The sequence below is a fragment of the Agrobacterium sp. OT33 genome (assembly GCF_017313365.1).
In the GTDB taxonomy this organism is placed as follows: Bacteria; Pseudomonadota; Alphaproteobacteria; order Rhizobiales; family Rhizobiaceae; genus Agrobacterium; species Agrobacterium rhizogenes_A.
In genome coordinates, this window is the sequence record NZ_JAFLMZ010000003.1 from 434,624 (window position 1) to 459,667 (window position 25,044).

General features: G+C 60.6%; 26 protein-coding genes. 6 read left to right on the plus strand and 20 right to left on the minus strand.

All coding sequences use genetic code 11. From position 1 onward, the window contains the following. The 9 genes from JZX88_RS09635 to urtE all read right to left on the minus strand — a co-directional run bounded on the left by JZX88_RS09635 (window position 1) and on the right by urtE (window position 5,402). Complete coding sequence (locus tag JZX88_RS09635; RefSeq protein WP_206913393.1) at window positions 1-645, minus strand: Urease operon accessory protein; 645 nt, start codon at window positions 643-645, stop codon at window positions 1-3. Between the two features lie 5 nt (window positions 646-650). Further along, the gene (locus JZX88_RS09640) at window positions 651-1,067 is read right to left on the minus strand and encodes a lysozyme inhibitor LprI family protein (RefSeq protein ID WP_371741109.1); all 417 of its coding nucleotides are present in this window, start codon (window positions 1,065-1,067) and stop codon (window positions 651-653) included. Window positions 1,068-1,075: 8 nt separating this feature from the next. Beyond that, the gene (locus tag JZX88_RS09645) at window positions 1,076-1,432 is read right to left on the minus strand and encodes a GFA family protein (RefSeq protein ID WP_206913395.1); all 357 of its coding nucleotides are present in this window, start codon (window positions 1,430-1,432) and stop codon (window positions 1,076-1,078) included. A gap of 1 nt (window position 1,433) precedes the next feature. Beyond that, window positions 1,434-1,739 (minus strand): urease subunit beta, encoded by a 306-nt coding sequence (locus JZX88_RS09650; protein WP_046797816.1) that lies wholly within the window; start codon window positions 1,737-1,739, stop codon window positions 1,434-1,436. Window positions 1,740-1,759: 20 nt separating this feature from the next. Beyond that, window positions 1,760-2,017 carry a DUF1272 domain-containing protein gene (locus JZX88_RS09655; RefSeq protein ID WP_174030248.1) on the minus strand — a complete coding sequence of 86 codons (258 nt, stop codon included), beginning with the start codon at window positions 2,015-2,017 and terminating at the stop codon, window positions 1,760-1,762. Window positions 2,018-2,028: 11 nt separating this feature from the next. After that, on the minus strand, window positions 2,029-2,331 hold the full coding sequence (locus tag JZX88_RS09660; protein ID WP_003491738.1) for an urease subunit gamma: 303 nt from the start codon (window positions 2,329-2,331) through the stop codon (window positions 2,029-2,031). 106 nt (window positions 2,332-2,437) lie between these two features. Further along, window positions 2,438-3,292: an urease accessory protein UreD gene (locus tag JZX88_RS09665; protein ID WP_206913396.1), complete on the minus strand. Its 855-nt coding sequence runs from the start codon at window positions 3,290-3,292 to the stop codon at window positions 2,438-2,440. Next, window positions 3,196-4,452: a PHB depolymerase family esterase gene (locus JZX88_RS09670; RefSeq protein ID WP_206913397.1), complete on the minus strand. Its 1,257-nt coding sequence runs from the start codon at window positions 4,450-4,452 to the stop codon at window positions 3,196-3,198. The genes JZX88_RS09665 and JZX88_RS09670 overlap by 97 nt, the downstream gene beginning before the upstream one ends. 254 nt (window positions 4,453-4,706) lie before the next feature. Beyond that, the gene (gene urtE, locus JZX88_RS09675) at window positions 4,707-5,402 is read right to left on the minus strand and encodes an urea ABC transporter ATP-binding subunit UrtE (RefSeq protein WP_206913398.1); all 696 of its coding nucleotides are present in this window, start codon (window positions 5,400-5,402) and stop codon (window positions 4,707-4,709) included. A gap of 236 nt (window positions 5,403-5,638) precedes the next feature. Here urtE and JZX88_RS09680 point away from each other — a divergent pair, with 236 nt between their 5' ends. Further along, window positions 5,639-5,923, plus strand: a complete 285-nt coding sequence (locus tag JZX88_RS09680; protein ID WP_110756268.1) for a GIY-YIG nuclease family protein — start codon at window positions 5,639-5,641, stop codon at window positions 5,921-5,923. A 149-nt stretch (window positions 5,924-6,072) separates the two neighbouring features. Here JZX88_RS09680 and urtD read toward each other — a convergent pair whose 3' ends face one another. The 5 genes from urtD to JZX88_RS09705 form a co-directional block, all read right to left on the minus strand. Beyond that, a complete protein-coding gene (gene urtD, locus JZX88_RS09685; protein ID WP_006314997.1) occupies window positions 6,073-6,834 on the minus strand; it encodes an urea ABC transporter ATP-binding protein UrtD in 762 nt (253 codons plus the stop codon). Window positions 6,835-6,838: 4 nt separating this feature from the next. Next, a complete protein-coding gene (urtC, locus tag JZX88_RS09690; protein WP_206913399.1) occupies window positions 6,839-8,011 on the minus strand; it encodes an urea ABC transporter permease subunit UrtC in 1,173 nt (390 codons plus the stop codon). Continuing rightward, on the minus strand, window positions 8,008-9,621 hold the full coding sequence (gene urtB, locus JZX88_RS09695) for an urea ABC transporter permease subunit UrtB (protein WP_206913401.1): 1,614 nt from the start codon (window positions 9,619-9,621) through the stop codon (window positions 8,008-8,010). Before urtB ends, urtC begins: the two co-directional genes overlap by 4 nt. Before the next feature lie 280 nt (window positions 9,622-9,901). Beyond that, entirely contained in the window at window positions 9,902-11,191 is a 1,290-nt protein-coding gene (gene urtA / locus JZX88_RS09700; RefSeq protein ID WP_142840515.1) for an urea ABC transporter substrate-binding protein, read from the minus strand. A gap of 485 nt (window positions 11,192-11,676) precedes the next feature. Continuing rightward, window positions 11,677-11,883, minus strand: coding sequence for a DUF2735 domain-containing protein (locus tag JZX88_RS09705; RefSeq protein WP_161991734.1), 207 nt, complete (start codon window positions 11,881-11,883; stop codon window positions 11,677-11,679). 479 nt (window positions 11,884-12,362) lie between these two features. Here JZX88_RS09705 and JZX88_RS09710 point away from each other — a divergent pair, with 479 nt between their 5' ends. The 5 genes from JZX88_RS09710 to JZX88_RS09730 all read left to right on the plus strand — a co-directional run bounded on the left by JZX88_RS09710 (window position 12,363) and on the right by JZX88_RS09730 (window position 19,392). Further along, window positions 12,363-13,397: a glutamine synthetase beta-grasp domain-containing protein gene (locus tag JZX88_RS09710; RefSeq protein ID WP_065116044.1), complete on the plus strand. Its 1,035-nt coding sequence runs from the start codon at window positions 12,363-12,365 to the stop codon at window positions 13,395-13,397. A gap of 160 nt (window positions 13,398-13,557) precedes the next feature. Further along, complete coding sequence (locus JZX88_RS09715) at window positions 13,558-14,328, plus strand: SDR family oxidoreductase (protein WP_206913403.1); 771 nt, start codon at window positions 13,558-13,560, stop codon at window positions 14,326-14,328. A 31-nt stretch (window positions 14,329-14,359) separates the two neighbouring features. Continuing rightward, entirely contained in the window at window positions 14,360-17,755 is a 3,396-nt protein-coding gene (locus tag JZX88_RS09720) for an ATP-binding protein (protein ID WP_206913404.1), read from the plus strand. After that, window positions 17,752-18,681 (plus strand): response regulator, encoded by a 930-nt coding sequence (locus JZX88_RS09725; protein WP_206913405.1) that lies wholly within the window; start codon window positions 17,752-17,754, stop codon window positions 18,679-18,681. The genes JZX88_RS09720 and JZX88_RS09725 overlap by 4 nt, the downstream gene beginning before the upstream one ends. Before the next feature lie 186 nt (window positions 18,682-18,867). Then, window positions 18,868-19,392 carry an AAA family ATPase gene (locus tag JZX88_RS09730; RefSeq protein WP_206913406.1) on the plus strand — a complete coding sequence of 175 codons (525 nt, stop codon included), beginning with the start codon at window positions 18,868-18,870 and terminating at the stop codon, window positions 19,390-19,392. Between the two features lie 28 nt (window positions 19,393-19,420). Here JZX88_RS09730 and JZX88_RS09735 read toward each other — a convergent pair whose 3' ends face one another. From JZX88_RS09735 to livM, 6 genes are all read right to left on the minus strand, one after another. After that, entirely contained in the window at window positions 19,421-20,137 is a 717-nt protein-coding gene (locus JZX88_RS09735) for a polysaccharide deacetylase family protein (protein WP_206913407.1), read from the minus strand. A 142-nt stretch (window positions 20,138-20,279) separates the two neighbouring features. Beyond that, on the minus strand, window positions 20,280-21,398 hold the full coding sequence (locus JZX88_RS09740) for a branched-chain amino acid ABC transporter substrate-binding protein (protein WP_065114057.1): 1,119 nt from the start codon (window positions 21,396-21,398) through the stop codon (window positions 20,280-20,282). Between the two features lie 118 nt (window positions 21,399-21,516). Then, window positions 21,517-21,870, minus strand: a complete 354-nt coding sequence (locus JZX88_RS09745; RefSeq protein ID WP_065114058.1) for a DUF6867 family protein — start codon at window positions 21,868-21,870, stop codon at window positions 21,517-21,519. Window positions 21,871-22,036: 166 nt separating this feature from the next. Beyond that, window positions 22,037-22,765, minus strand: coding sequence for an ABC transporter ATP-binding protein (locus JZX88_RS09750; RefSeq protein ID WP_046797799.1), 729 nt, complete (start codon window positions 22,763-22,765; stop codon window positions 22,037-22,039). Continuing rightward, window positions 22,765-23,643: an ABC transporter ATP-binding protein gene (locus JZX88_RS09755; RefSeq protein WP_065114059.1), complete on the minus strand. Its 879-nt coding sequence runs from the start codon at window positions 23,641-23,643 to the stop codon at window positions 22,765-22,767. The genes JZX88_RS09750 and JZX88_RS09755 overlap by 1 nt, the downstream gene beginning before the upstream one ends. Continuing rightward, window positions 23,643-25,040: a high-affinity branched-chain amino acid ABC transporter permease LivM gene (livM, locus tag JZX88_RS09760; RefSeq protein ID WP_065114060.1), complete on the minus strand. Its 1,398-nt coding sequence runs from the start codon at window positions 25,038-25,040 to the stop codon at window positions 23,643-23,645. Before livM ends, JZX88_RS09755 begins: the two co-directional genes overlap by 1 nt. Window positions 25,041-25,044 lie beyond the last annotated feature (4 nt).

Sequence of the window (25,044 nt, forward strand, 5' to 3'; positions counted from 1 at the left end):
TCAGGCTCCTTGGGATGCGGAGAAAATCGATGTGGGAGAAATTCGTTTGAGCCGGCCCTTGCCCGCCAGGGCCTCGACCAGCTGTTGTTCGGCGGCAAAAGGATGACCGCTCCAGCCCTGATGGCCAAAACCGGCAATCGCCACCTCGTCACCATCACCGCTCACACTCTCGAGAACATGGGCGATGGTGAAAAGGCCGGTGCTGGGGCAGACATAGGGTGCGGGCGAATAGGCTTCGAGTGCCGCATCCAGCCTCTCATGCACACCGCGGGGAATGACGATATGGCTCTTGCCGGTCTCACGGGCGATGGCCACAAAACCGGGAGTATAGTCGGCGCAGAAATCGGTCAGTTCCGGCCAGCGCGCGCGAATATCCGGCTCCATTTCGGCAAATTTTGCGGGATCACGCACCGACCAGATGGCGGCGGCCTGCCGCACGCCGTCGCTCTCGCGCCAGTCGGTGTTTTCCGTCATCTCATGGCCCGGCCGCCCCGTGTTGCAGACGGCCACCACATCGGTACGTGTGCCGCCAGGCCCCAGCGACCGGCAGTCATTAAAGCGGATGACGATATCGGAACGGTCGATGACATCAGCCGCGCCCGGCGGCAGTTCCCCGTTTCCGACAATCGTAATGCGCCGCCCCATGCCGTTCAGAAACCCTCGGCAAGCTGGCGTAGTTCTGCAGCGCGCTTGCCGCTCATCTCGGCGAGGCAGGACGAAATCAGCATCGGTTCCATCGAGCCGCCGCGGGCCTGAAAGCCGGCAAGCGCGCAATTGGCATCACGAAACGCCACCCAGGCGCGCTGTGCAGTTACCAGAGCGTCGGTCGCACCCTTGCCGTCTGCATCCGCCGTCTTGTCGCGCTCGGTGAGCAGCTTGCGCAGCTTCTGATATTCGGCGTTGAGCTGCTTGTCGGCCTTTTCATAATCCTTGCCGGCGCAAATGGTCATGTCCGCCTGCGTTTCCGGCGCCTTGCAATCCGGCTCGGTCTGCGCAACCGCCGGCATCGACAAGCCGGCTGTTGCAGTAAGCAGCACGGCTGCGACGAAAAGGCTTTTTCGGTTCATCCTCATCTTCAGGCCGCCGCGCCGTCAAAAGCCTGCGGCTTCAATGCCCGGGGATCGACGCCATCGAGACAATTGGCGTTCACCGCCACCATCGGCGTTCCATCCGGCCCATCGGCATAAGCAAAGCTTTCAATGCCGCAGGTGGAGCAGAAAAGATGATGAATATGGTGTTTGTTGAAGAGATATTCGCTCAGCTTGTCCTCGCCGGAAAGCAGGGTGAATTTCTCACGCGGCGCAAAGGCCAGCGTGGAACCCAGACGCTTGCAGCGCGAACAATTGCAGACAATGGTGTGATCGAGATCGGCATCGACCTCGAAGCTGACGCTGCCGCACTGGCAGCTTCCATGATAATGCGCCGTCGCCATTTCATAACCTCCCCATGACCTGTTGACGAAAACCGTAAACCTCGCGCTTGCCGGAAAGCGGCACCAGCGTCACTTCCCGCTTCTGGCCGGGTTCGAAACGAACCGCCGTGCCTGCGGGAATATCGAGACGCATGCCACGCGCCTTGTCACGCTCGAAGATGAGCCCGGCATTGGTCTCGAAGAAATGGTAATGGCTGCCCACCTGCACCGGCCGGTCGCCGGAATTGGCCACCTCGATCGTCACCGTCGGCTGGCCGGCATTAAGCTCGATGGTGCCCTCTGCGGCAATGATTTCGCCTGGCTTCATGGTGCTCTCCTTTATCTGTCTCAGGCGGCGGTCGCGGCCGCGCAGCCTTCGGCCTTCAGGACGCGCCGTGTCGACGCGGGATTGTTGACGAGTTTTGCCGCCGGGCGGACCGGCCTGCGAACCAGCTCACCGCCGCAATTCGGGCAGGCGCCATCAAGCACATCCGTCACACAATCAACGCAGAAGGTGCATTCGAACGAGCAGATCATCGCATCCCGGCTGTCGGGCGCGAGATCGCGGTCGCAGCATTCGCAATTGGGCCTCAGTTCCAGCGCCATGCCACCCTCCTCTATCGGATCGGCTCGTGAACGGTCACCAGCTTGGTGCCATCAGGAAACGTCGCTTCCACCTGCACATCATGGATCATCTCGGCGATGCCTTCCATCACCTGATCGCGGGAAATCACATGCGCGCCGGCTTCCATAAGGTCTGCAACGGCGCGGCCGTCGCGGGCACCCTCGACGACGAAATCGGTAATCAGCGCAATCGCTTCGGGATAATTCAGCTTCACGCCGCGCTCCAGCCGGCGGCGCGCCACCATGGCGGCCATGGAAATCAAAAGTTTGTCTTTTTCTCTTGGGCTAAGGTTCATCGTCGTCCCGCAGCTTGGCATCTGCTCCGCAAAGCAGGTTTGCGGGAGATCAGATCCGACATTTGACAGACCCCGAACGCCGCCGGTTGCCGACGATCCGAAGGGTTTACAGATTCCAGACTTTCGGCACTGCCGCGCCGTTTCGCAAGAGCGAAATGATCGGAAAAAGCAATTTTCTCAAGGAGAAACCATCGGCGGCGGCAACCCGCACCACAAGCTTGCCCTGCCATTCGCTGGCGCCGCCGCTTTCCCCGGCAATCGCCCGGATTTTAGGCAGAAGCGCCTCGGAGAGAGGCCCGATGTAAAGCAGCGTGGCAAAGGCCACCTGACCGGCCAGAACCGCCGTCTTCGCGGTCAACTCCCCCACCTCGCCCTCAAGCAGAAGCTCTTCGGCATGCACCAGCTTGCCGCCATGGCGAATGCGCCAGCGGTCACGAAAAAGGCCATGCGTCATCATCTCGCCCATGGCCTGACGGCCGAGCAGCACGGCTTCGACGGCGATGAATTCGGAAGACTGGTCGAGATCGGCTTCGAGCCTTCGGGTCAGGGAAGCGCGGTCGAAGAGGATTGTTTCCTGCGGCAGCCAGTGTAACCGGGCACCCGGCCCGGCCGAAACGCGGGCGGTGACGGTGGCTGTGCCTGATGATGCCTTATAGACCTTTTCGCAGGCCTGCGTTGTCACCACCAGCGAGGTGCCGGCACCGGCCATGGCCTGCCACTCTATTTCGTCCCCGCCGGTCAGCCCGCCGGAGGAATTGATGAGAATGGCCTCGGCTTCGTTTGAAAACGTATCGGGCAGTCGGATTTTCGCGCAGCCTTCCTGAAACAGCTCGTCCAGCCGGCTGCGCCCTTCAACCGCCTTGGTTACAATGCGTCCTCTGCCACGGGCGCGCTGCTGCCGGACAGGTTGTTGAGCGTCTTCACAACCGGAAGGGCCGATGGCTTGCTGTTGCTGCTGCACGCGGTCTCCGATGTACTTGCGGAAGCGGACGCGGCCTTGGCACCACAATCCTTCTTGACGACGGCGTCCACCACCATCTGTCCTTCCGTGTTACGGAAGAAATCCCACATTCTTTCGGCCGCATCAACCGTGCGCGTCACTTCGCCTGTGGGCATCTTGCGCTCCACGGCAGGTTCGGCCTTCGGCGTCTGCTCGCCGCCCGGCTTGCGGGTAACGACGGCGCTCGCGGCCAGCACTTCGGCCTTCATGGTGGCGCGCGGCCAGGCATGGTCCCAGTTTTCGATGACATAGGACTGAATACGTGCGCCAGCCTTGCAGACATCGTAGGAATTAACGGTGAAGCTCTCGCCCACCTTGCTTTTGGCAGCACCCTTGCAGCCATCCATTTCGGCCCAGCGCTTCAGCGCCGTCTCGCCGCCATATTGCCAGTAGGACTTGCCGCCGCCCTGATAGGGGTTGGCAGGGTCCTTCAGCCCGGCAAAGGCGATGATCGACATCGGCCGCGCCGGTGCGCAGCTTGCCGCATCCGGACCCCATTTGCCTTCGGTCTCCAGCGGATAACCCGCGCGCAGCGAGGCGACGAAACCGGCAGCGGTGAAATCCGCGCTGCCATTGCAGATGAATTGCGACAGCATGCGCCCGCCGCCGGAATAACCGGAACCGTAAAAGCGCTCCTCATCCACGCAGAACCTGCCCTTCACCATGGTGATGGCATCGCGAATGAAACCGACCTCGTCCAGACCGCCCGGACGCTTGGTGACACCGGGAACATTCCAGGCATGGGTGCCGGGCAATTCGCCATTCAGGCTGCCGGCCAGCGCCACGACCATCAGACCGTCACGCTCGGCCAGCTTGTCCCAGCCGCTGCGGTTCAGCTGGCCATGCGGATTGCTGTTGGAGCCATGGAAATCGAATACCACCGGCAGCGGCTTTTTTCCGTCATAGGCGGAGGGAACAAAATAGACGCCGTCGCGTTTCTCGCCACTGGAGATGATGGAAAAATCATGCCGACCCGGTTCCATGCCGGGTCCGGGCAACTGGCCGCAGGTCGATGCCGACGCTGCGACACCGGCGCTCGCGCACATCGCAAGGCCAAGAACCACGGTGCGGGCGGAGCGGAGCAGCCGGCAAGCCCGGCCAATTGCAAGGTCTGGAATCATTGACACGCCTTTATTGGCACTATGTCTCCGACGATACGTCGGAGGTGCATGGAATGTAAGGGATCAACTGTCGCGGCGTGCGAATAGACTTTTCCTGTGTCTCGCATGCAGCATTTGCGCTGCCAATATCACAGGCTTTTATTCAACGAAATGCTAAAATTGCGCATAAAAGCTATGCTCAGGCGCATAGGCTTTCAAAATATTAATCGGCCGTTTGCACGCCGTGATCGGCGTGCGGCATTTTTAGTCTCGATTTATACTGTCAGATGACGCCGCGCTTCCTGTGTATCCAGCGTTTCGGCCAGCCCCTCATGCACGATTTCGCCGCGATCCATGATGTAGACGTAATCGGCAAGCTCGCGGCAGAAATCCAGATATTGCTCCACCAGCAGGATCGCCATGCCGGTGGAATCGCGCAGATATTTGATCGCCCGGCCGATATCCTTGATGATCGACGGCTGAATGCCCTCGGTCGGCTCATCGAGAACGAGGATTTTCGGTCGCGTCACCAAAGCCCGGCCGATGGCGAGCTGCTGCTGCTGGCCGCCGGAAAGATCGCCGCCGCGCCGTGACAGCATGGATTGCAGCACCGGAAACAGGCTGAAAATATCGTCCGGGATGAACCGTTCCCTGCGCGGCAGCGGAGCATAACCGCTTTCGAGATTTTCCTGCACACTGAGCAGCGGAAATATTTCACGCCCCTGCGGCACATAACCGACACCGCGCTTCGCCCGCTGATAGGACGCCAGCCCATCCAGCGCCGCGCCGCCGAAACTGATCGTCCCGGCACTGGTGGCCTGCTGGCCGGTGACGGCGCGCAAAAGCGAGCTTTTGCCCACACCGTTGCGGCCGAGAACGCAGGTGATCTTGCCCATCTCCGCATTAAGCGAAACGCCGCGGAGCGCTTGGGCTGCGCCGTAGTGGAGGTTGATGTTTTCGACTGTCAGCATGGTGCCACCTGTAGCTTCATCGGGGAGCGGATTGTGGATCCTCGGGCCAAGTCCGAGGATGACGTAGCTAGGCGCGGGACGGAAAACGACGCCACCACATCGAGATTTCGCCCTGGCTGTGGGACGTCAGGGTGAAAGAATGTTCGTGCAACATTGCAGGTGTAAGCTCCGGGCGTAACCACACCCCACCCGTCGTCCTCGGGCTTGACCCGAGGATCCACCTCCGGGAGCCCACCATGACCGGCTTCGTTTACATCGTCACGAGCGGCAGACACGGAACACTCTACATCGGCGTCACGTCCAACCTCGAGCAGCGAATCTACGAACACCGCGAGGGTCTGACGGAAGGTTTTACCAGTCGTTATGGATGTACGCGCCTCGTCTGGTATGAGGAGCATATGAGCATCGGAACCGCCATCCAGCGGGAGAAATCGTTGAAGCGCTGGTATCGCGACTGGAAAATCAAGCTGATTGAAGATTTTAATCCGGAATGGCGTGATCTTTATGAGGAGTTTGGCTGAGGGCTTGGGGGTGGATCCTCGGGTCAAGCCCGAGGATGACGGCGGAGAATGGGGCACTGCTGACAACATACCCCCTGCCGTCATCCTCGGGCTTGACCCGAGGATCCACAGCGGCAAACGCCCAAATGTCCTTGTGACGCCCGCCTCCATCACCGCCCCAGATAATTCTCGATCACCTTCGGATCGCTGGACACAAAATCGATCGAGCCTTCCGCCAGCACCGAACCTTCGGCAAGACACGTCACCTTCACGCCCAGCTCGCGGATGAAGCCCATGTCGTGTTCCACCACCACAACCGAACGGGTCTTGGCGATTTCCTTCAAAAGCACGGCGGTTTCGGCGGTTTCCGCATCCGTCATGCCCGCCACCGGCTCGTCCACCAGCAGCAGCTTCGGTTCCTGTGCGAGCAGCATGCCGATCTCCAGCCATTGTTTCTGCCCGTGCGAGAGATTGGCGGCGAGATCGCCGCGGCGGTGGCCAAGCCGCACGGTGGCGAGGATTTCCTCGATGCGGGCCTTGTCCTCTTGCGTCAGCCGGTAGAACAGCGTGGCGAAGACGCCGCGCTTGCGGTTCAGCGCCAGTTCCAGATTGTCCCAGACGGTGTGGCTTTCAAACACCGTCGGCTTCTGGAATTTTCGGCCGATGCCGAGCTGGGCAATATCCGCCTCGTCCTTTTTGGTGAGGTCGATGCTGTCTTCGAACAGCACCGTGCCCGTATCCGGCCTTGTCTTGCCGGTGATGATATCCATCATCGTCGTCTTGCCTGCGCCATTCGGGCCGATGATGGCGCGCAGTTCGCCCGGTTCGACCACGAAGGAGAGGGAATTCAGCGCCCGGAAGCCATCGAAAGAGACGGAGACGCCGTCGAGATAAAGCAGGCTTTTGGTTCTGTTTTCGGAAACCGTGTTCATGGGCTCACTCCGCCGCCTGTTGCGCAACCGCGCTGTCGTTTTCAGGCCGCTCACCAACGCTCAGCGCCCGTACAACGCGCTTTTCGCGACGCCCTGCGAGATAATGCTGCAGGGTGCCGACAATGCCCTTTGGGAAAAACAGCGTCACCGCGATGAAGAGGCCACCCAGCGCAAACAGCCAGAATTCCGGGAATGCGCCGGTGAAATAGCTCTTGCCGCCATTCACCAGCAGCGCACCGATGATCGGCCCGATCAGCGTGCCGCGCCCACCCACCGCCGTCCACACCACCACTTCGATGGAGTTGGCGGGGGAAAATTCGCCGGGATTGATGATGCCCACCTGCGGTACGAACAGCGCGCCGGCAATGCCCGCCATCATGGCAGACACGACAAAGGTGAAAAGCTTGATGTTTTCCACCCTGAAACCGAGGAAGCGCACCCGGCTTTCGGCATCACGCACGCCCACCAGCACCTTGCCGAATTTGGAATTGACGATGCCGGACGCGATCAGCAGCGAGATTGCCAGCATCACGGCCGTCATCGCAAACAGCACGGCGCGTGTGCCATCCGCCTGCACGGAAAAGCCGAGAATATCCTTGAAATCGGTCAGCCCATTATTGCCGCCGAAACCCATGTCGTTGCGAAAGAAGGCAAGCAGCAGGGCATAGGTCATGGCCTGGGTGATGATGGAGAGATAAACGCCGTTGACGCGCGAGCGGAAGGCGAACCAGCCGAACACGAAGGCCAGCAGCCCCGGCACGACAAGCACCATCAGCGCTGCAAACCAGAACATGTCGAAGCCCTGCCAGAACCACGGCAGTTCCTTCCAGTTGAGGAACACCATGAAGTCAGGCAGCACCGGATGGCCATAAACCCCGCGCGTGCCGATCTGCCGCATCAGATACATGCCCATGGCATAACCGCCGAGCGCAAAAAAGGCGGCGTGGCCGAGCGAGAGAATGCCGCAATAACCCCAGACCAGATCAAGCGCCAGCGCCAGGAGCGCATAGGCCAGATATTTGCCCAGCATCGACATGATGTAGGTCGGGATGCGGAATGCGCTGTCGGCTGGCAATAGCAGGTTGGAGGCGGGCACAATCACGGCAATGGCCAGAATGATGCCGATGGCGATGGAAATGCGGCGATCGAGCGCGCGCAGGAGGAAGCCGGTAATCATGCTTCGATCGCCCTTCCCTTGAGTGCGAAGAGACCGCGCGGCCGCTTCTGGATGAACAGGATGATGAGGACGAGCACGAGGATCTTGCCGAGCACGGCGCCCACCGTCGGCTCGAGGAACTTGTTGAGCACGCCGAGCGACAGCGCCCCGACCAGCGTTCCCCAGAGATTGCCGACGCCACCGAACACCACGACCATGAAACTGTCGATGATGTAGCTCTGGCCGAGATTGGGAGAGACATTGTCGATCTGCGACAGCGCCACACCGGCAAGGCCAGCAACGCCCGAACCAAGCGCGAAGGTGAAGGCATCCACCCACGGCGTGCGAATGCCCATGGAAGAGGCCATGCGACGGTTCTGCGTCACGGCGCGCATCTGCAGGCCAAAGGCGGAGCGTTTCAGCAGCACCAGCAGCGCGAAGAACACCGACAGTGAAAAGCAGACGATCCACACCCGGTTCCAGGTGAAGTTGAGATAACCGACGCTGAAGGAGCCGGACATCCAGCTTGGACTGCCGACTTCCCGATTGGTGGGGCCGAAGATGGAGCGCACGCACTGTTGCAGGATGAGCGAGATGCCCCAGGTGGCGAGCAGCGTTTCCAGCGGCCGCCCGTAGAGGAAGCGGATGACGCCGCGCTCCATCACGAGGCCGACAAAACCTGTCACCAGAAAGGCGGCAGGCAGGGCAATCGCCAGCGACCAGTCAAACAGGCCGGGGAAATGGCTGCGGATCACCTCCTGCACCATGAAGGTGGAGTAAGCACCGATCATCACCATCTCGCCATGCGCCATGTTGATGATGCCCATGACGCCGAAGGTGATGGCAAGGCCGATGGCGGCCAGCAGCAGCACGGAACCGAGCGACAGGCCGTACCAGACGTTCTGGACGTAATCCCAGAAGGCAAGGGAGCTTTCAATGCTGGAAATCGCCTCGTCTATGTCGGGTTTCAGGCTCTGGTCAACGGAAGAGGACGCCGCCATGAGGATGCCGATCGCATCGCGCCCGCCAAGGCTCTTGATGGTGGCAATCGCGTCTTTCTTCTGGTCGAGCGGACGGTCGGAGGAGAGCAGCGAGACAGCCCGCGCTTCCTCCATCCGGGTCCGCACCTCTTTGTCCGTTTCCTTTGATATGGCCGCTTCGAGCAATTCGAGATTTTCGGCACTCGGGGCTTTCAGAACCGCGTCTGCCGCGGAAAGCCGCACGGAGCGTTCCGGACTGAGCAGCGTCAAGCCGCCCATCGCGGCGCGGATGACGCGGCGCAGATTGTTGTTGACCCTGATCTTGGTGACAGCCGCCTTCGGTGCTTCACCGGCACTTTCACCGGTCAGCGGGTCGATGAGCGTAAAATTGGAGCCTGCGGCCTTCGTCATGAAGACGAGATTGTCGGATTTGCGCACATAAAGATCGCCCGCCGCGAAAGCCTCAAGTGCCGGCACGACACGCGCATCGCCGGTGGCGGCAATCTGGCCGATCAGCGTTTCGGCTTGCTTGAAATCCGCTGTGCCGAGGGCGTCGATCAGCGCCTTCGGATCGCTTTGCGCGAAAGAGTGGGCTGCGATCCCCATGGTGAGCCAGAGGAAGATGGCTCCGAGAAAAGATCGGATCGTCATGTCGGGGTCCTTGGGCGGTTTGCGACGGGGCGTTTGTGTGGCGCGGCTTGAGTATGCGGTTTACCCCCCTCTGCCCTGCCGGGCATCTCCCCCTCAAGGGGGGAGATCGGCAAGATGCTTTCTCGCCACTTCATTCTCAAACATTGAGAGGGGCGAGACCTCGCCACAGGTCGATCTCCCCCCTTGAGGGGGAGATGCCCGGCAGGGCAGAGGGGGGTAATTCTTGCTGAGTTTGCAAATAGAACCGCCCCTCCCGAGAGGGGCGGCAACTGCTTCCCTATCAGCTACCCTTACCGCCGCACTTCCCACTGGCCACATTAAAGTTCCCGCAAGACATCGGCTTCCGCCAATCCGAAATCAGATCCTTCGAATCCGGCAGGTAGTCCGACCATTCATCCCCCACCACCTGCGGTGTCTGCTGCACGATCTCAAACTGCCCATCGGCCTGGATTTCACCGATCAGCACCGGCTTGGTGATGTGGTGGTTCGGCATGACAGTGGAGTAACCGCCCGAAAGGTTCGGCACGGAAACACCGATGATCGAGTCGAGAACCTTGTCCGTCTCCGTCGTGCCGGCGGATTCGACGGCCTTTACCCAGGCGTTGAAGCCGATATAGGCAGCTTCCATCGGGTCGTTGGTCACGCGCTTGTCGTTCTTGGTGAAGGCGTGCCAGGTCTTGATGAACTCGGCATTGACCTCGGTATCGACGGACTGGAAGTAGTTCCAGGCCGCAAGGTGGCCGACCAGCGGCGCGGTATCGAGACCCGCCAGCTCTTCTTCGCCGACCGAGAAGGCGACGACCGGGATATCCTCGGCCTTGACGCCCTGGTTTGCCAGTTCCTTGTAGAACGGCACATTGGCGTCACCATTGATGGTGGAAACCACGGCGGTCTTCTTGCCGGCCGAGCCGAACTTCTTGATGTCGGACACAATCGTCTGCCAGTCGGAATGGCCGAACGGCGTGTAGTTGATCATGATGTCCTCTTCCTTGACGCCCTTCGACATCAGGTAGGCCTTCAGGATCTTGTTGGTGGTCTGCGGATAGACATAGTCCGTGCCGGCCAGAACCCAGCGCTCCACACCTTCGGTGCTGGCGAGATAATCGACGGCCGGAATGGCCTGCTGGTTCGGTGCAGCACCCGTGTAGAAGATGTTGCGCGAGGATTCCTCACCCTCGTACTGAACGGGGTAGAACAGGATCGAGTTCAGTTCCTCGAAAACAGGCAGAACCGACTTGCGCGAGGAAGACGTCCAGCAGCCGAAGACGGCGGCGACCTTGTCCTGCGAAATCAGCTGGCGGGCCTTTTCGGCAAATAGCGGCCAATCGGAGGCCGGATCGACCACCACGGCTTCAAGCTTCTTGCCGAGCACGCCGCCCTTCTTGTTCTGCTCGTCGATGAGCATCAGCATGGCGTCCTTCAGCGTCGTCTCTGAAATCGCCATGGTGCCGGACAGCGAATGCAGCACACCGACCTTGATGGTGTCGTCAGCGGCAAAGGCGCCATGGAAGGCGGTGGTGGACAGGATCGCGCCAAGCAGCGCGGCACTAAGCGTCTTGCGGAATGTCATCGGAAGAACCCCTCTCCTTGTTGGCCTCTCGCGGAGGCTCAGCGGCATCTGCGGCCGCTGCTGGGAGGGACTATCGGTCTCGCGGATGCGAAACCGTATACGTCAATTGACGTAGTCGGGGTGGCGAAAGGTGCAGGGGGAGGTTTTGGGGTAGGTACCAGCGCTCGACGCGGTGCCGCAATTCATTCGCCGTCATCCTCGCCCTTGAGGCGAGGATCCATGGCTGCTCGAAAGGGTGAATCCTCGGGTCAAGCCCGAGGATGACGCCGAGTGATGGATCGAAAGTGGAGGCATACGGGCAAACCGCCCGAGCTCAAAAAACGGAACGATAGTTTCCCGCTTGTTTCTTCTCCCCGCCGGGGAGAAGTACGCGGCAGCGGGATGAGGGGGCGAGCGTCGAGATATACGGAGGGGTTTCCCCCTCATCCGACCCTTCGGGCCACCTTTTCCCCTCGGGGAGAAGAAGCCTGCGGCACAGTCTCACATCAGGAATGCGGCTTGCCGTCCCGCTCTTCGTCGCGGATCGCGTCATCATGATACCAGGAGCCGAAATCCACATGCGGCTCTTTCGCCTCACGCTCAAGCTCGCTCAGGCCGCTATTGTGGAACTTGGAAAGCCCCGCGCGCCCGCCAACCGGGAATTGATAGATCGTTGCCGTCTCGCGATGAAAGCCAGTTGCCATTTCGACCATCTCACTCTGTTTGCATCGAAGCACTTTGTGTCTGGAGCAAACCCGCAAAGACCGGATTCGCTCCGTTTGATTAAAAAAAAATCACGTTGCGAAAAATATAGGCATTAAACGGCCGATCAGCAAGAAAAACCATTCCGAGAGCGCCGGTTTTTGGGCAAATGCCGATCCGTCGCGCGCAATTGAAATCATTGCACCGCAACAGGGCATTTCATGCCGCGACGCCGGCTATCTATCAGGATTCAATGATGAAACATGAGGGGTGAATTTGCCTTCCGCAGTGCAGCAGGAACGGCTTCGCGCAATATCGCAGCCCTTGCGTTCCAGAGCCTCTGAAAGATTTTTCGAAGAATTTGTGAAACATCGCCAATCTGGCACGCGGCATGCATCTAAGGGGTCAGCCCTTGAACGCGAATGCGCTTCCGGCGGCGAAAGCCACGGAAGCCTCAAGGCTTCGCATTTTTACCTATGAGAGGTTCGTAATGACTAAGTTCAAACTCGAGTACATCTGGCTGGATGGATACAAGCCGGTCGCCAACCTGCGCGGCAAGACACAGGTCAAGGAATTCGACGAATTCCCGACACTCGAGCAGCTGCCGCTTTGGGGTTTTGATGGTTCGTCCACCCAGCAGGCTGAAGGCCATTCGTCGGATTGCGTGCTGAAGCCCGTCGCGATCTACCCCGACCCGGCCCGCACCAACGGTGCACTCGTCATGTGCGAAGTCATGATGCCCGATGGCGTCACCCCGCATGCCTCGAACAGCCGCGCCACCATCGTCGAGGACGAGGATGCATGGTTCGGTTTCGAACAGGAATATTTCTTCTACCAGGACGGCCGCCCGCTCGGCTTCCCGGAACAGGGTTACCCGGCTCCGCAGGGCCCATATTACACCGGCGTCGGCTTCAAGAACGTCGGTTCGGTTGCCCGCGAAATCGTTGAAGAGCATCTCGACCTCTGCCTCGAAGCCGGCATCAACCACGAAGGCATCAACGCCGAAGTGGCCAAGGGCCAGTGGGAATTCCAGATTTTCGGCAAGGGCTCCAAGCGCGCCGCCGACCAGATCTGGATCGCCCGTTACCTGCTGCTGCGTCTGTGCGAACAGTATGGCATCGACGTCGAATTCCATTGCAAGCCGCTCGGCGATACCGACTGGAACGGCTCGGGCATGCACTGCAACTTCTCCACCAAGTTCATGCGTGAAGTTGGCGGCAAGGACTATTTCGAAGCCCTCATGGCTGCTTTTGCCAAGAACTGGAAAGAGCACATCGACGTTTACGGTCCTGATAACCACATGCGCCTGACCGGCAAGCACGAAACCGCTCCGTGGAACAAGTTCTCCTACGGCGTGGCAGATCGTGGCGCCTCGATCCGCGTTCCGCATTCCTTCGTCAACAACGGTTACCGTGGTTACCTCGAAGACCGTCGTCCGAACTCTCAAGGGTGCCCCTACCAGATCGCTTCCGTCGTTCTGAAGACGATCGCAGAAGTGCCGCTCGCAAAGTCGGCTGCTGCCTGATAAGCAAAAAATGGCGTCGCCCCGAACCGGGCGACGCCATTTTTGTGTCCACCGAACGGCCGGGTCGGACGGGCGACCTTTCGCCCCCTGCCCCGCGCGACATATTCTTCTTATGCGCAAACTCGAAGAAGTTGCAGCACGTCAAGCAAGAAGGTGAGCGATGGGCATTCTCCAGAAATTCTCTCTCGAAAACCGCACGGCCATCATCACCGGCAGCGGCCGCGGCCTCGGTTTTGAAATCGCCAGCGCCTTTGCCGAAGCGGGCGCCCATGTGTGGCTGACCGGCCGCAATGCCGAAACGCTGGAACAGGCGGTCGACACGCTGCGCAAGGCCGGCGGCAAGGCCGATTACGCCGCCTTCGATATCGCCGATACGACCGCCGGCAGCGCGCTTGTCCGCCGCATCATGGACGAGTTCGGCCACCTCGATATCCTCGTCAACAATGTCGGCGCGCGTGACCGCCGCCCACTTGCCGAATTTACCGACGAGGATGTGCTGGAGTTGATCCGCACCGATCTCACCTCCTCCATCTCGCTGTCACGCGATGCGGCAGAGGCCATGAACATCAATGGTTACGGCCGCATCATCACCATCACCTCCATTCTCGGCCATATCGTTCGGCCGGGGGATGCGATCTATCCCGTCGCCAAACAGGGGCTGACCGGGCTGATGCGGGCGATTGCCGTGGAATATGGCGCACGCGGCATCACCAGCAACGCCATCGCGCCCGGCATGTTCGCGACAGAAACCAATGCCGCCCTTGCCGAAAACCCCGACATGGTGGCCTTCGCCAAGCTGCGCGTGCCGCTGGAGCGCTGGGGCCGGCCGGACGAGATCGCCGGTGCGGCGCTGTTTCTGGCCAGCGACGCGGCCTCCTTCGTCAACGGCCATGTGCTGACGGTGGATGGCGGCATGTCGGTGCGGCTGTGAGAGGGCATTTGCGGAAAGGCACGCGATAGGCATGGCCGCACGGCAACGCATCATCCCCGTCAGGCGCGAATATAACCGCTGGGTCGCCAACCAGACGCTGGAAGATTATGCGCTGCGCTTCACCGCCAAAAGCGCCCGGCAATTTTCCTCCAACCGCATTTCCCACACCGCCATCGGCGCGATTTCCTTTCTGGCGCTGGAAGCCATCGGCGGGGCGATAACGCTCTCCTACGGCACCACCAACGCCTTTTACGCCATCCTCGCCGCCGCCATCGCCATGCTCGCCGTCGGCCTGCCGATCAGCCGTTACGCCATCCGCCATGGCGTCGATATCGATCTTCTGACGCGCGGCGCGAGCTTCGGTTATATCGGCTCCACCATCACCTCGCTCATCTACGCCGCCTTCACCTTCATGCTCTTCGCCATCGAAGCGTCGATCATGTCCGGCGCGCTGGAACTGGCGCTCGGCATTCCCTTGTGGATCGGCTACATCATCTCCGCCGTCATGGTCATTCCGCTCGTCACCCATGGCGTGCGCCTCATCAGCCGCTTCCAGATCATCACCCAGCCCTTCTGGATCGTCCTCAACATCCTGCCCTTCGTCTTCATCGCCCTGATGGACTGGGAGAAATACGATCTCTGGCGGGCCTTTGCCGGCATCCACCACGCCTCGGGGCCATCAGGCACGGTGGCGGATTTCAACCTCGTGGAATTCGGCGCGGCCTCCGCCGTCATTCTGGCGCTGATGTCGCAGATCGGCGAACAGGTGGATTTCCTGCGCTTCCTGCCGGCCGAAGGCCAGAGCCGCCTGCGCCACCGCATCGCCGTCTTTCTGGCCGGCGCCGGCTGGGTGGTCGTCGGCGTACCGAAGCTGCTGGCCGGCTCGTTCCTCGTGGTCTTGACCTTCAGCTCCGGCGTCTCGGTGGATCGCGCCGCCGATCCGGCGCAGATGTATCTCACCGCCTTCGGTTACATGATCCCCAACGAGACAGCGGCCATGCTTTTGATGGTCGCCTTCGTGGTCGTCTCGCAGCTGAAGATCAACGTCATGAATGCCTATGCGGGTTCGCTCGCCTGGTCGAATTTCTTCTCGCGCCTCACCCACAGCCACCCCGGCCGCGTCGTCTGGCTGGTCTTCAACGTGGCGATCGCGCTGCTTCTGATGGAACTCGGCATCTACCGGCTGCTGGAAGAAACGCTCGGCATCTTCTCCATCATCGCCATGGCGTGGCTGTGCACCATTTCCGCCGATCTCTTCATCAACAAGCCGCTTGGCCTTGCCCCGCCGGGCATCGAGTTCAAGCGCGCCCATCTCTACGACATCAATCCCGTCGGCGTCGGTTCCATGGCGCTTTCGGCCACCATTGCACTGATGGCGCATTTCGGCGCCTTCGGCCCGCTTGCCGCCTCGCTCGCGCCCTATCTGACGCTCATCGTCGCTTTCATCGCCTCGCCGCTCATCGCCTGGGGCACGAAGGGCAAATTTTATCTCGCCCGCAAACCGCGCCAGAAATGGCGTGAAGAAAGCAGCATCACCTGCTCCATCTGCGAACACCCGTTCGAGCCGGAGGATATGGCCTGGTGTCCCGCCTATGCCGCGCCGATCTGTTCGCTCTGCTGCTCACTGGACAGCCGCTGCCATGACATGTGCAAGCCGAAGGCGAAGCTGAATTATCAGGTCGCCACCGTCGCAAAAACCTTCCTGCCAAGGCAACTGGTGGCAAAGCTCGCCACGCGGCTGGGGCGCTACGGCATGGCGGCGGCCATTGCCGTCACCGCCATCGGCGGCATATTGGCGATGATCGCCCATCAGGTCGGCACCGCCTCGCCGGCAACGGCAGATGTGGTGAACCGCACCATCCTCATCGTGTTTTTTGTCTTCGCCGTCATTGCCGGCATCGTCTGCTGGTTCCTCGTACTTGCCCATGACAGCCGCGTTGTGGCGGAAGAGGAATCTTCCCGCCAGAACACGCTGCTGCTGAAGGAAATCGCCGCCCACAAGAAGACCGACGCCGCCCTTCAGGACGCCAAGGAAACCGCCGAGGCCGCCAACCGCGCCAAGAGCCGTTATGTGGTGGGCCTCAGCCATGAATTGCGCACACCGCTCAATGCCGTTCTGGGTTATGCCCAGATCCTCGAGCGCGACGATACCATTCCCCCGCCCCGGCAATCGGCGATCAAGGTCATTCGCCGCTCGGCCGATCACCTGTCGGGCCTGATCGACGGGCTGCTGGATATTTCCAAGATCGAGGCCGGCCGCCTGCAGGTCTATTCCAACGAGATCAATATCCAGGATTTCCTCGACCAGATCGTCGACATGTTCCGCCCGCAGGCGCAGGCCAAGGGGCTGGAGTTCCGCCATGACCGGTCGCGGGCCCTGCCGCAATATGTCCGCACCGATGAAAAGCGGCTGCGCCAGATCCTCGTCAACCTCATCTCCAACGCCATCAAATTCACCGATGAGGGCGCCGTCACCTTCGATGTCGCCTATCGCAGCCAGGTGGCAAGCTTCACGGTGTCCGACACCGGCCGTGGCATTGCCGAAAAAGACCTCGCCCGCATCTACGAACCCTTCCAGCGCGGCGAGGCAGAGAGCGTGCGGCCCATGCCGGGTCTCGGCCTTGGCCTCACCATCACACGGCTCCTGACCAACACACTCGGCGGCGAGATTTCCGTTTCCAGTGAAAAGGATGAGGGCTCCACCTTCCGCGTGCGCCTGATGCTGTCGGCCGTGCACCGGCCAAGCACGGCGCCTGCGCCGGAAAAGACCATCCGCTCCTATTCCGGCCCGCGCCGCACCATCGTTGTGGTCGACGACAATGAGGATCATCGCGAGCTGATGCGGCAGGTGCTTTCACCGCTCGATTTTGTGGTGCTGACCGCCCAGAGTGGGCCGGAATGCCTGACGCTCATCGAAGGCGTAAAGCCTGATCTTTTCCTCATCGATATTTCCATGCCCGGCATGAGCGGCTGGCAGCTTGTGACGAAGCTGCGTGAGGCCGGCCAGACCGCCCCGCTCATCATGCTGTCAGCCAATATCGGCGATGGCACCGTGGCGGGCGCGGGCGAAGACAACCATAACGACGCCATCGCCAAGCCGGTCGATATCCGCCACCTTTGCGACAGGCTTGCCGTGCATCTCGGCCTGAAATGGATTTACGATACGGACCTGCCCCCGGAACCCGCTCCGCAGCCGGTTGCACGGATCATCCATCCGGGCGCCATCCATATCAGGGATTTGCAGCAGCTCGGCGAAATCGGCTACATACGCGGCATTGAGGCGAAACTCGCCGATCTCGCCCGCAACACGGAAAACGTGCCCTTCACGCAGGAGCTTGGCACCTATGTGCAGGCTTTCGATCTGGCCGGGTACGCGCATTTTCTCAAACGGTTTGCGGATAAAGACACGGGAGACGGCAAGGCATGAGCGCTCAGGCAACAGCGGCCCCGAGAGACATCGTCCTGCTGGTGGATGACAGCCCGGAAGCGCTCGGTTTCCTCACCGATGCGCTGGAACAGTCCGGCTTCTCGGCGCTGATCGCCACCTCGGGACAGGCCGCGCTCAACATTGCCGAACGCATCACGCCCGATATCATACTGCTCGACGCCGTCATGCCCACCATGGACGGTTTCGAGACCTGCCGCCGCCTGAAGGCCAATGCGGCGGTGGCGCAGGTGCCTGTCATCTTCATGACCGGGCTGACCGAGACCGAACATGTGGTGCGGGCGCTCGAATCCGGCGGTGTCGATTATCTGACCAAGCCGATCAATATTGACGAGTTGCGCGCCCGCATCCGCGTGCACCTTTCCAATGCCCGCTCGGCCCAGAGCGCCCGCGTGGCGCTCGATGCCGCCGGCCGCCACCTGCTTGCCGTGCGCGCCAGCGGCGCCATCCACTGGTCCACACCGCAGGCGACCCGGCTCGTCAACGCCGCCACCGGCCGTGACGACGGCATGGAAACCGTCGTCACCCATATCGGCCGCTGGCTCGCAGAACGGGCGGCAGCGGAAACCGGTCGCGACATGCCGCTGACGATCACCGAGGCCGGGCGGCCTGCCCTGCAGCTGTCTTTCCTCGGCGCCATGGGGCCGGACGAATTCCTCTTCCGCCTCACCGCCGCCAGCGAGAAATCCGGCGACCACCTGCTGCGCGAGCATTTCTCCCTCACCGCGCGGGAATCGGAAGTGCTGCTGTGGATCGCCAAGGGCAAATCCAACCGCGATATCGGCGATATTCTCGGCCTTTCCGCGAGAACGGTGAACAAACATCTGGAACAGATCTATGTGAAGCTCGGCGTCGAAAACCGCGCGTCGGCGGCCGTCAAAGCGGCGCATGTTCTGCATCAGGGGTGACTGCTGCACTGAGTGTGGTAAAGTTCGGCCAACATATATTTTCCGCTTGAATGCGCAGCATCTGCGCATTGGCCGAGCGGTCGCCGCTTGTTTCTTCTCCCCGCCGGGGAGAAGAAACAAGCGGCGACCTATTCTCTCCCAAATTCCCCTGCTTCACCCTGCTCCCCAACACAGGAACAAACACCCATGGACCGTTTCATCATCCTTTCCGGCTGCTCCGGCGGCGGCAAATCCACCCTTCTCGCCGAACTATCCCGGCGCGGTTTCGCCACCGTGGAAGAGCCGGGTCGCCGCATCGTCATCGAGGAAACCCGCAATGGCGGCACCGCCCTGCCGTGGATAGACATGCAAGCTTTCGCCAGCCGCGCCATCGCCATGGCAGTCGAAGACCGGCAAACGGTGCCGCCGGACGGCCTCGTCTTCTTCGACCGTGGCCTGATCGACGCGGCCTCTGCGCTACGCCATGTCCGCGGCGATGCCTTCATCGATACATTGCGCCATACGCACCGCTACAACAGGCTGGTTTTTCTCACCCCGCCCTGGCCGGAAATCTACCGGGGCGATGACGAGCGCCGGCACGATTTCGATGCGGCGGTCGAGGAATACGAGCGTCTGCTCCGCGACTATGACGCGCTTGGCTACGACACCGTCGTGCTCCCGAAATCGGGCATCGCAGAACGTGCAGATTTTATCCTGACGCGGATCAGCTGAACGGCACCTGCACGCAGCAACACTGGCCTCAGCGACTGTCCAGCAATTGCGAAACGGTAACGAACTCAAACCCGCGTTGGCGCAGACCGTCGATGATCAGGGGCAAGGCCTGCCGGGATATTTCACGGCTTCGATACATGACATGCATGATGATGATCGAACCGTTTTTCGTTTGCTCGATGACATGTTTTGCAAAGGCAGCCGTGTCTCCGGCGACATCAGGAAACGATTCCGGCTCGACATCCCACATGATGGTTTTCCGCTCATGCCGGGAAAGATACCACGGCAAAGTCAGCAGCTTCTTGCCATAGGGCGGGCGAAACATGATCTCGCCTTCATAACCCGCAGCCCGAATGGCCGTATCGGTGCGCTCGATTTCCTCACCTATCCGCGCCGTCCCCATCAACGTCATGTTGGAATGCGTGAAGCTGTGGTTGCCGACCTGGTGTCCCTCGTCCACGATCATACGCGCCTGCGGCAGGTTTTCTTCGGTCTCCCTGCCCGTCAGAAAAAAAGTCGCCTTCACTCCGCGCTCCCGGAGGATCGCCAGAACACCCTGCGTGAAGCCCGCAGAAGGTCCGTCATCGAATGTCAGCGCCACCAAGGGCTTTGCTGTTTCGACCCGCGCGATGATTGTTCCGAATGATTGCATCGTCCGCGCTTTGCTGAAGAGATGCAGGCTGAAGAGCACCGCCGCCAGCGCAGCCAGACCAAGGAACAGAAACAAGGCCCGCTTCATCGTCATTGCTGCCCCTCATCGCAGTTTCGCGAGATGTTTGTTTCGCGCCTTGTTGTCTCCAGTGTGGCGGGCCATGTCGATAAGACATCGGCGCAAACAAAAAAGCCCGGCATCGCTGCCGGGCTTCGATCGTGTATCGCAGAAAGGCTTAGCTGCCCTGCTGGACGTAGGTGAACTTGCCGTCCGCGCCCTTCTTCCACTCGTACATGACGTAGCCGGGAAGCTTCGGGTCGCCCTTCTCGTCGAAGGAGATGTCACCCAGTGCAGTCGGGAAGGTGCCGGACTTCAGTGCCTCGGCAACCTTTTCCGGCTCCACGGAACCGGCGGCCTTTGCCGCGCCTGCGATCGACTGCAGGGCTGCATAGGAGTAGAGCGTGTAGGCTTCCGGGTTGAAGCCGGCGGCCTTGAACTTCTCTACCAGTTCCTTGTTTTCCGGGCGCAGCGTCGGATCGGGGCCGAAGGTGTTGAGCGTGCCTTCGACGGCGTCACCGGCGATGGAAGCCAGTTCGTTCGAGACGATGCCGTCACCCGAGATCAGCTTCGCCTTCAGGCCCTGATCGGCCGCCTGGCGGATGATCAGACCGGCTTCGGTGTGCAGACCGCCCCAATAGATGATGGAAACGCCGGCTTCCTTCATCTTCGAGATCAGCGCCGAGAAGTCCTTGTCGCCGACATTGACGCCTTCATACATGACCTCGGTCACGCCGGCGGCATTGGCAGCCTTCTTGGTTTCATCGGCAAGGCCCTGACCGTAAGGGGTCTTGTCGTGAATGATGGCGATCTTGGCGTCCTTGAAGTGGTCGGCCAGATACTTGCCGGCAATGCCGCCCTGCTGGTCGTCACGGCCGCAGGTGCGGAAGGTGTTCCACAGGCCGCGCTCGGTAAAGACCGGGTTGGTTGCAGCCGGCGTCACTTCGAGAATGCCGTTTTCGGCATAAACTTCGGAAGCCGGAATGGAAACGCCGGAGTTGAAGTGACCGATGACGAATTTCACGCCGTCGGCAACGAATTTATTGGCGACCGAAATACCCTGCTTGGGGTCGGATACGTCATCGCCCAGCACGATCTTGATCTGCTCGCCATTGATGCCGCCGGCGGCATTGATGTCTTTCGCCGCCTGTTCGGCACCCTTCTGGATCTGAGCGCCGAAAGCAGCGTTCGGGCCGGTCAGCGGTGCGCCGACAGCGATCACGACATCGGCCCAGGCCGAACCGCCGAAGGCGACCATGGCGGTCAGCGCGACAGCGGAAAGAAGAGACTTCTTCATTACTTTACTCCCAGTTCCTTTGGATGGGTTGATTGCAAGGACCTGTTCGGTACCCACCTTAACCGAACAGAAACCGTTCCACTCTGACGAGCATTGTGCAGCCGGAAAAATCCGCCTGTCAATCTTTCTTCTTGTAGGAAAATGCCGACGTGCGATCGTAAAGCCAATAGTAGTTATTGACCATCTGGCTTGTCCGGCGCATGCGGAAACCGATGCTGGAAAAGACCAGAAGAAGAACGACGTCAAACACGTAATAAAAGCCGTTGATGAACGGCCCGTTGAAGAGCGCGTGATGCAGGAAGCGCATCACCAGCCCCAATGCCAGCGTGTAGATCACCACCCGCGTATAATCGCCCCAGCCATCAGCCACGGATCTGCCCGTGCGCCACGCCGTCCAGAAGCCCAGAAGAACAACCAGCGCGCGCAGAACATAACGCACGCCGTTATCGGTTTCGAAAAAAAGGCCCTGCATCTCTTTCCCCATCAGTGCCGGACGCAAACGCCCCTGCCCTGCCTTGTCTGTCGTCCCGACGTTTGCCGCCGGGCATTTTATTGTTTGCATCCCGCCTTGCCTGAAACGCCGGCGGGACAGTGTCTGCAATCTTGCGCCGCAAAACTTCCGGCGCAAGTAAAATCTTTCAGTGCCGTCCACCTTCCAGATAGGCGGCGCGCACCTGCGGATCGGCCAGCAGTTCCTTGCCCGAACCGCTCATCGTCACCTTGCCGTTGACCATCACGTAAGCGCGGTCGGAAAGCTTCAGCGCGGCAAAGGCGTTCTGCTCCACCAGGAAGACGGTCAGCCCTTCCTCCTGGTTGAGTTTCTTGATCGCCTCGAAGATGCCCTTGACGATCAGCGGCGCGAGACCCAGCGACGGTTCGTCGAGCAGCAAAAGCTTCGGCCGTGCCATCAGCGCGCGGCCGATGGAGAGCATCTGCTGCTCGCCGCCGGAAAGCGTGCCGCCGCGCTGGCTCTGGCGTTCCTTCAGGCGCGGGAACATCACGAAGATCTTCTCGACGTCTTCCTTGAAATATTTCAGGTTGTCGAGATTGGCGCCCATCTGCAGGTTTTCCAGCACCGTCATGCGCGGGAAAATCCGCCGCCCTTCGGGCGACTGGGCAATGCGCTTGCGGGCGATGAGATGCGTCGGCAGCTGGGTAATGTCCTCGCCGTCGAAGATCACCTGACCGGCGCGGGCCTGCGGGCTGCCGCAGATGGTCATCATCAGCGTCGACTTGCCAGCGCCGTTGGCGCCGATCAGGCTGACGATTTCACCCTTGTTGACTTCGACATCGACCCCGGCGAGCGCGCGGATATTGCCATAATAGGTTTCGACACCCTGGACTTTCAGAAGCGGTTCACCGGACATCAGGCCGCTCCTCCGTCGAGTTCTTCCGCAATCACGTCTTCCACTTCATCATCCTCGACACCCAGATAGGCGGCGATGACCTTCGGGTCGTTCTTCACATGGTCCGGCGTGCCGTCGGAAATCTTCTGGCCATATTCCAGAACCACCACATGGTCGGAAATCTGCATCACCACGGACATGTCGTGCTCGATGAGGAGCAGCGACGTGCCCTCGTCGCGGATGCCGCGCAGCAGCGTATTGAGCGCCAGCGATTCCTTCGGGTTGAGACCCGCGGCCGGCTCGTCGAGGCACAGGAGCTCCGGCCCCGTGCACATGGCGCGGGCGATTTCCAGACGGCGCTGCGCGCCATAGGGCAGATCACCGGCCGGATCGTCGGCGCGATCGATCAGATCGGCCTTTTCCAGCCAGTATTTGGCTTTTTCGATGGAGGCATCCACCGCCCGCCGGTAAGCGGGCAGGCCGAGAAGGCCGAGGATCGTGTAACCCGAGGCCTTCATCAGCGCATTGTGCTGGGCGACGAGCAGGTTTTCCAGAACCGTGAGGCCCGAAAACAGGCGGATGTTCTGGAAGGTGCGCGCCACCTTCGCCTTCTTGGTGATTTCGAAATCCGGCAGGCGCTCGAGAAGATGCGCCTCGCCGCTTTGCTGGCGCATGGTGATCATGCCCATCGTCGGCTTGTAGAAGCCGGTGATGCAGTTGAAGACCGTGGTCTTGCCCGCACCATTGGGGCCGATCAGCGCCGTGATCTCGCCGCGCTTCGCCTCGAAGGAGAAGTCGTTGATGGCCATCAGGCCGCCGAAGCGCATCGAGAGATGTTCGACCTTGAGGATCGTATCGCCAGTCGTATTGGGTGTCATGTTAGCCATTCCGGAAGCCATCAACCGTGACCTTCCTTGGTAAAGCTGCCGGACACGGCCTTGCGTTCCTTGAGGAAGGCCGTGGGTTCACGCGAGCCGACGAAGCCGCGCGGCTTGAACAGCATGACGATGACCATGGCGAGGCCGAAGAGCAGCATACGGTAGAGTTCCGGCGTGAAATCAGGCCCGAAGACATGCTTCAGGAACTCCATTTCGCGCAGAAGCTCGGTGCCGCCGACCATGACGAGGGCTGCAATGGCGATACCGGTCAGCGAGCCCATGCCGCCGAGAACGACAATGGCGAGGATGACGGCCGATTCGAGGAAGACGAAGCTTTCCGGCGACACGAAACCCTGACGCGCGGCGAAGAACGAACCGGCGAAACCGCCGAACATCGCGCCCGTCGCAAAGGCGGTGAGCTTGGTGATGACGGTATCGATGCCGAGCGAACGGCAGGCGATCTCGTCCTCGCGCAGTGCTTCCCAGGCACGGCCGATCGGCATGCGGCGCAGCTTGATCGTGACGTAGGCCGTCAGCATGCACAGAAGCAGGATCACGTAGAACAGGAAGATCTTGTAATAGGCCGAGGACATCGACAGGCCAAACGCCTTGGCGAAGTTGTTCGGCGCGCCGACATCGAAGGACCAGATGCCGAAGACCGAGGCCTTGGCGATACCGGAAATACCGAAGGTGCCCCTGGTCACATCCGTCCAGTTCAGGAGCACGAGGCGGATGATTTCACCAAAGGCGAGCGTGACGATCGCCAGATAGTCACCGCGAAGTCTCAGAACCGGGAAACCGAGGATGATGCCCCAGAAGCCGGCAAGAATGCCGGCAAGCGGCAGAAGCACCCAGAAGGACAGGCCGAACTGGCTGGACAGCAGCGCATAGGAATAGGCGCCGACCGCATAAAAGGCCACGTAACCGAGATCGAGCAGACCGGCCAATCCAACGACGATGTTGAGGCCCCAGGCCAGCATCACATAGATAAGGATCTGGATGCCGAAATTGTCCACGAATTTCAGCGAACCCTGAAAACCGAACAATTGCACGGCGATAACGGGGTAAAGCAGCAGCAGAACCAGCGCCAGCTTGAGGAAGTGCTTATGGAAAAAGCCCTTGTTCTCGGAGATTTCCAGAATGCCGGTTTTTGCCTTGGCAAGCCTGCGCCGGTCCAGCGACGGCTTGATGAAGCCGACCACAAGGAAACGGCCGACGGCGGCCACAGCGACGAAGATCGCCAGAAGCCCCCAACGGGTGCCCCAGATCAGCTGGTTGTTGATGTCCTGATAGGTGACGATGCCGACATAAAGAATGAACATGCCGAACGAGATGACACCCGCAATCAGGCCCTCCTTCACAGCCGTCGCCATGATGCTCGGGCTGGAAGCGGCATTTTCGGAAGCGATGTTGGTCATGGGT

Excerpts from the sequence above, each read along its gene's own strand:
- JZX88_RS09635 (WP_206913393.1), bottom strand. The coding sequence starts at position 645 with ATGGGGCGGCGCATTACGATTGTCGGAAACGGGGAACTGCCGCCGGGC.
- JZX88_RS09640 (WP_371741109.1), bottom strand. The coding sequence starts at position 1,067 with ATGAACCGAAAAAGCCTTTTCGTCGCAGCCGTGCTGCTTACTGCAACA.
- JZX88_RS09645 (WP_206913395.1), bottom strand. The coding sequence starts at position 1,432 with ATGGCGACGGCGCATTATCATGGAAGCTGCCAGTGCGGCAGCGTCAGC.
- JZX88_RS09650 (WP_046797816.1), bottom strand. The coding sequence starts at position 1,739 with ATGAAGCCAGGCGAAATCATTGCCGCAGAGGGCACCATCGAGCTTAAT.
- JZX88_RS09655 (WP_174030248.1), bottom strand. The coding sequence starts at position 2,017 with ATGGCGCTGGAACTGAGGCCCAATTGCGAATGCTGCGACCGCGATCTC.
- JZX88_RS09660 (WP_003491738.1), bottom strand. The coding sequence starts at position 2,331 with ATGAACCTTAGCCCAAGAGAAAAAGACAAACTTTTGATTTCCATGGCC.
- JZX88_RS09670 (WP_206913397.1), bottom strand. The coding sequence starts at position 4,452 with ATGATTCCAGACCTTGCAATTGGCCGGGCTTGCCGGCTGCTCCGCTCC.
- urtE (WP_206913398.1), bottom strand. The coding sequence starts at position 5,402 with ATGCTGACAGTCGAAAACATCAACCTCCACTACGGCGCAGCCCAAGCG.
- JZX88_RS09680 (WP_110756268.1), top strand. The coding sequence starts at position 5,639 with ATGACCGGCTTCGTTTACATCGTCACGAGCGGCAGACACGGAACACTC.
- urtD (WP_006314997.1), bottom strand. The coding sequence starts at position 6,834 with ATGAACACGGTTTCCGAAAACAGAACCAAAAGCCTGCTTTATCTCGAC.
- urtC (WP_206913399.1), bottom strand. The coding sequence starts at position 8,011 with ATGATTACCGGCTTCCTCCTGCGCGCGCTCGATCGCCGCATTTCCATC.
- urtB (WP_206913401.1), bottom strand. The coding sequence starts at position 9,621 with ATGACGATCCGATCTTTTCTCGGAGCCATCTTCCTCTGGCTCACCATG.
- urtA (WP_142840515.1), bottom strand. The coding sequence starts at position 11,191 with ATGACATTCCGCAAGACGCTTAGTGCCGCGCTGCTTGGCGCGATCCTG.
- JZX88_RS09705 (WP_161991734.1), bottom strand. The coding sequence starts at position 11,883 with ATGGTCGAAATGGCAACTGGCTTTCATCGCGAGACGGCAACGATCTAT.
- JZX88_RS09710 (WP_065116044.1), top strand. The coding sequence starts at position 12,363 with ATGACTAAGTTCAAACTCGAGTACATCTGGCTGGATGGATACAAGCCG.
- JZX88_RS09715 (WP_206913403.1), top strand. The coding sequence starts at position 13,558 with ATGGGCATTCTCCAGAAATTCTCTCTCGAAAACCGCACGGCCATCATC.
- JZX88_RS09720 (WP_206913404.1), top strand. The coding sequence starts at position 14,360 with ATGGCCGCACGGCAACGCATCATCCCCGTCAGGCGCGAATATAACCGC.
- JZX88_RS09725 (WP_206913405.1), top strand. The coding sequence starts at position 17,752 with ATGAGCGCTCAGGCAACAGCGGCCCCGAGAGACATCGTCCTGCTGGTG.
- JZX88_RS09730 (WP_206913406.1), top strand. The coding sequence starts at position 18,868 with ATGGACCGTTTCATCATCCTTTCCGGCTGCTCCGGCGGCGGCAAATCC.
- JZX88_RS09735 (WP_206913407.1), bottom strand. The coding sequence starts at position 20,137 with ATGACGATGAAGCGGGCCTTGTTTCTGTTCCTTGGTCTGGCTGCGCTG.
- JZX88_RS09740 (WP_065114057.1), bottom strand. The coding sequence starts at position 21,398 with ATGAAGAAGTCTCTTCTTTCCGCTGTCGCGCTGACCGCCATGGTCGCC.
- JZX88_RS09745 (WP_065114058.1), bottom strand. The coding sequence starts at position 21,870 with ATGCAGGGCCTTTTTTTCGAAACCGATAACGGCGTGCGTTATGTTCTG.
- JZX88_RS09750 (WP_046797799.1), bottom strand. The coding sequence starts at position 22,765 with ATGTCCGGTGAACCGCTTCTGAAAGTCCAGGGTGTCGAAACCTATTAT.
- JZX88_RS09755 (WP_065114059.1), bottom strand. The coding sequence starts at position 23,643 with ATGGCTTCCGGAATGGCTAACATGACACCCAATACGACTGGCGATACG.
- livM (WP_065114060.1), bottom strand. The coding sequence starts at position 25,040 with ATGACCAACATCGCTTCCGAAAATGCCGCTTCCAGCCCGAGCATCATG.